Origin of the sequence: Streptomyces sp. NPDC035033, assembly GCF_040636735.1 — a bacterium.
Taxonomy (GTDB): Bacteria; Actinomycetota; Actinomycetes; order Streptomycetales; family Streptomycetaceae; genus Streptomyces.
Window position 1 is genome coordinate 1 of sequence record NZ_JBEZUZ010000193.1, and the last position, 4,426, is coordinate 4,426.

Annotated in this window: 3 protein-coding genes; 2 read left to right on the forward strand and 1 reads right to left on the reverse strand. The window is 76.6% G+C overall.

The genetic code is table 11. The features are described 5' to 3' along the window. The first annotated feature begins 128 nt into the window (after positions 1–128). The gene (locus AB0E83_RS35190; protein ID WP_362120854.1) at positions 129–1,706 is read left to right on the forward strand and encodes an IclR family transcriptional regulator C-terminal domain-containing protein; all 1,578 of its coding nucleotides are present in this window, start codon (positions 129–131) and stop codon (positions 1,704–1,706) included. A gap of 7 nt (positions 1,707–1,713) precedes the next feature. On the opposite strand, the gene AB0E83_RS35195 is transcribed toward AB0E83_RS35190, so the two are convergent. Beyond that, positions 1,714–2,451, reverse strand: a complete 738-nt coding sequence (locus AB0E83_RS35195; protein ID WP_362120856.1) for a TetR/AcrR family transcriptional regulator — start codon at positions 2,449–2,451, stop codon at positions 1,714–1,716. A 196-nt stretch (positions 2,452–2,647) separates the two neighbouring features. Between AB0E83_RS35195 and AB0E83_RS35200 the strand changes: the two genes are divergently transcribed. After that, the gene (locus AB0E83_RS35200) at positions 2,648–4,282 is read left to right on the forward strand and encodes an amidohydrolase (protein WP_362120858.1); all 1,635 of its coding nucleotides are present in this window, start codon (positions 2,648–2,650) and stop codon (positions 4,280–4,282) included. The last annotated feature ends 144 nt before the right edge of the window (positions 4,283–4,426 follow it).

The window sequence follows — 4,426 nt, forward strand, 5'->3', positions numbered from 1 at the left end:
AGCCGGTTCATCCGGTCCCGTCGGTTCAGCCGGTCTCGTCGGCCCCGTCGGCCCCGTCGGCCCCGTCGGCCCCGGAGTCGAGTGTGCCCGGATACGGTTCTCCCGCGTCCGCGGAGGAGGGAGAGGCCATGACGACGTCGGAAGCCGACGGGGTGGTCGGGCCGCTCGACCGGGGGCTCGCCGTGCTGCGGGCCGTGGTCGCCGGGGCGGACGGGCGGCGGGGGCTCGGCGAGATCGCCCGGGCGACGGGGCTGGCGCGGGCCACGGTCGACCGGGTCGCCACCACGCTCACCGCGCTCGGGGTGCTGCGGGCCGAGGGGCGGGACCTGCTGCTCGCGCCCGGGGCCGCCGAGATCGGCAACGCCTACCTGGACTCCTGCGGACTGCCGGAGCTCCTCGGTCCGCACGCCGCCGCGCTCGCCGAACTGCTCGACGCGCCGGTGTCGCTGGCCGTGCCGGACGGCGACGGGGTCCGCTTCCTGACGCAGGCGAGCCGCCGCCGGGCCATGGCCATCTCCTTCCGGCCCGGGGACCTGCTGCCGGTCGAACGCTGCGCGCCCGGCGCCCTGTTCGCCGCCGCGTGGGACGAGGAGCGGTGCGCGGCGTACCCGGGCGGCACCGGGTTCCTCGCGCGGGTGCGGCACGCCCGCGAGCGAAGGGCCGCGGTCGACGACCAGTTGATCGAGCCGGGCCTGGTGGCGGTCGCCCTGCCGGTGCGGGATCCGGCCGGGGCGGTGGTGTGCGCGGTGAGCGTCGTCAGCCACACCAGCCGGCACGACGCCGCGGCGCTGGCGGAGCTGGCCCTGCCGCCGCTCGCGCGGACGGTCGCCGCGATGGAGGCGGCGCTCGCCGCCGGCGCCGGGCGGACGGGGGTCCAGGGGCCCGCCGGGGCGTCCGCCGCGGCCGGGTTCAAGCGGGAGCTGGGCTCCGGCTTCCTCCAGTCGCTGGCCCGGGGGCTCGACGTGCTGCGCGCCTTCGGAGCCGTACGCGGGGCGGCCCGGCTCACCGATCTCGCCCGGCTCGCCGGGCTGCCCCGGGCGACCGCCCGGCGCTCCCTGCTCACCCTGTGCCGGCTGGGGTACGCGCGCGAGGAGGCCGGGGGCTTCGTCCTCCTCCCCCGGGTCCTCGAACTCGGCCACGCCCGGCTCTCCGCCCTCACCCTCCCCGAGATCGCCGGCCCGCACCTGGTCCGGCTGGTGCGGACCGTGCGCGAGTCGGCGTCGGTGGCGGTGCTCGACGGGGACGACATCCGGTACGTGGCGCGGGTGGCGGGCAGCCGGCTGCTGCACATCGACATCGTGGTGGGCACCCGGCTGCCCGCGTACGCCACCTCGATGGGGCGGGTGCTGCTCGGCGCCCTGCCGGAGGCCGAGCGGGACGAGCGGCTCGCCCGGATCGTCCCGGAGGCCCTGACGCCCCGGACCCTGACCGGGGCCGGGGCGCTGCGGGAGGCCGTGGCGGCGACCGCGGAGCGGGGCTTCGGCTGGGTGGAGGAGGAGCTGGAGGAGGGGCTGCGGTCGATCGCGGTGCCGCTCCGGGACGGCGCGGGGAGGGTCGTCGCCGCGCTCAACGTCGCCCTGGGCGCCGGGCGTTGCTCCCCGGAGGAGAGCCTGGAGACGCTCCTCCCGCGGCTGCGGGAGACGGCGGACCGGATCTCGGCGGACCTGGCGGCGGTGGGCCGTCACGCTCCGGTCCCGGCTGCTTGACGGAGGGTCAGGAACCTTTGCCGGGGCCGCGTTCCGGGGCCCCGGCGGTACCGGGGCGCAGGGTCTCCAGGGCCGTCAGCATGAGCTCCAGGGCGAAGGGGTAGCCGCTGTCGCGCATGTCGGCGGCGAGCAGGGGGTAGGTGGCGGCGATGTTCGGGTGGGAGGCGGCGGGAAGGCGGCCGTAGACCTCGTGCCAGACCTCGGTGTCCGCCTCGGCCGCGGCGGGCGGCAGCGCGGCGGCGGCCGCGTCCTGGGCGGCGAAGGCGAGGGCCTGGTCGACGAAGGCGTGGTAGGCGCGGACCGCCAGCGGGTCCGGGAAGCCGCCGCCCCGCAGGACGCCGAGGATCTTCTCGACCGCCCGCGTCTCGTGCGGCCGGCCGGTGGTGCGGTGCGCGGCGAGGATCGCGGCCTGCGGCTGGGCGAGGTACGCGGCGTGGATGCGCAGGCCCAGCGCGCGCAGGTCCTCGCGCCACTCCCCGGTCGCCTCCCAGCCCTCCTGCGCGCGGCCGATGATCTCGTCGGCGATCGCGAGCAACAGGGCGTCGGTGTTGCGGAAGTAGCGGTAGAGGGCGCTGGGGTCGGCACCGAGGGCCGCGCCCAGCCTCCGTACCGAGAGGGCTTCGGCGCCGTGCCGGGCCACCAGGCGCAGCGCGGTGTCGACGATGAGCCGTTCGGAGAGGACGGCGCCCTGCTTGGTCGGCCGGCGACGCCGCCGGCTGTCTTCGGGTACAACGCGTGCGGACATGGCGGGACCTTATGTCAACACCATTGACGTGTAAACGGCGTCCGGGCTTCGATGGCGCCCGTCACCCGCGCGGCGGCACCGGTGCGGTCCGGCCGCCCCGGCGGGTGGCACCCCGTCCGACGTCCGCCGTGCCGCGCGCCGGCCGCCGTCGTCCGCCCCGCGCCGTCCGGCGCGCCGCACGCAAGGGAGCCGTCGTATGCCCCAGGCCGATCTGGTCTTCACCCGAGGTCCCGTCCTCACCCTGGATCCGGCACGGAGCCGGGCCACCTCGCTCGCCGTGACCGGCGACCGGATCACGGCCGTCGGCCACGACGAGGTGCGCGAGCTGATCGGCCCCGGCACCGAGGTGGTGGACCTGACCGGGAAGCTGCTGCTGCCCGGGTTCCAGGACTCCCACATCCACGCGGTGGGCGGCGGCTGCGAGCTGGCCGAGTGCGACCTCACCGGCAGCGTCGACGTCCGGGAGTACCTGGAGCGGATCCGCGCGTACGCCGAGGCGCACCCGGACCGCGAGTGGATCACCGGCGGCGGCTGGTCGATGGAGAGCTTCGAGGGCGGCCTGCCGACCCGGCAGCTCCTCGACGCGGTCGTCCCCGACCGCCCCGTCCTGCTGTCCAACCGCGACCACCACGGCGCCTGGGCGAACACCCGGGCGCTGGAGCTGGCCGGCCTCACCGCCGACACCCCGGACCCGGCGGACGGCCGGATCGAGCGGGAGGCCGACGGCACCCCGAGCGGCACCCTCCAGGAGGGGGCGACCGATCTGGTCTCCCGCCTGGTCCCGGAGAAGACCGCGGAGGACCGGCTCGCGGGCCTGCTGCGGGCGCAGCGGCTGCTGCACTCGCTGGGCGTCACCGGCTGGCAGGACGCCCTGCTCGGCGCGTTCAACGGCATGGCCGACCCGTCGGACGCCTATCGGACGGCGGCGCGGGACGGTTCGCTGACGGCCCGGGTGACCGGCGCCCTGTGGTGGGACCGGGACCGGGGAGCCGAGCAGATCCCCGAACTGGTGGACCGCCGCGAGCGGTTGAGCTCGGGCCGCTTCCGGGCCGGCTCGGTCAAGATCATGCAGGACGGGATCGCGGAGAACTTCACGGCCGCGATGACCGCCCCGTACCTCGACGGCTGCGGCTGCGCGACCGCCAACAGCGGGCTCAGCTTCGTCGACCCCGAGGCGCTGCGCGGCCACGTGACCGAGCTCGACGCCCTCGACTTCCAGGTGCACTTCCACGCGCTCGGCGACCGTGCCGTGCGGGAGGCGCTGGACGCGATCGAGGCGGCGGTCGCGGCCAACGGGCGGCGCGGCAACCGCCACCACCTCGCCCACCTCCAGGTCGTCCACCCCGACGACCTGCGCCGCTTCGCCGCGCTCGGCGCCATCGCCAACATCCAGCCGCTGTGGGCGGCGCACGAGCCGCAGATGGACACGCTGACGATCCCCTTCCTGGGGCCGGAGCGGGCGTCCTGGCAGTACCCCTTCGGTTCGCTGCTGCGCGCAGGGGCGACGCTGGCGGCGGGCAGCGACTGGCCGGTCTCCAGCCCGAACCCGATCGAGGGCGTCCACGTCGCCGTGAACCGGCGCGACCCGGGGACGCCGGACGCGCCGGTGTTCTACCCGGAGGAGCGCATCGACCTGATCTCCGCGCTGACCGCGTACACGGCCGGCGCGGCCCACGTGAACGGCGTCGACGACGCGGGCAGCCTGCTCCCGGGCCACCTCGCCGACCTCGTCGTGCTCGACCGCGACGTCCTGGCCGCCCCGGCCGACGAGATCGCCGAGGCCCGGGTGGAACGGACGTACGTCGGCGGGCGGTTGGTGTACGGGGCCTGACCGTACGCGGTGGCGCCCCGGGCGTGGAGGTGGTCCAGGGCCCGGCGCGCGGCAGGAGGGGCGCCCGCTCACGCCGGAGCGGCCGGGCGCGCGCGAGTACATCCGGCTCGTCAAGAAGATCTGGACCACTCACGAGCCCTTCGA

What these genes read in the sequence shown, in the direction of transcription:
- AB0E83_RS35195 (WP_362120856.1), bottom strand. Translation starts at nt 2,451, where the DNA reads ATGTCCGCACGCGTTGTACCCGAAGACAGCCGGCGGCGTCGCCGGCCG.
- AB0E83_RS35200 (WP_362120858.1), top strand. Translation starts at nt 2,648, where the DNA reads ATGCCCCAGGCCGATCTGGTCTTCACCCGAGGTCCCGTCCTCACCCTG.
- AB0E83_RS35190 (WP_362120854.1), top strand. Translation starts at nt 129, where the DNA reads ATGACGACGTCGGAAGCCGACGGGGTGGTCGGGCCGCTCGACCGGGGG.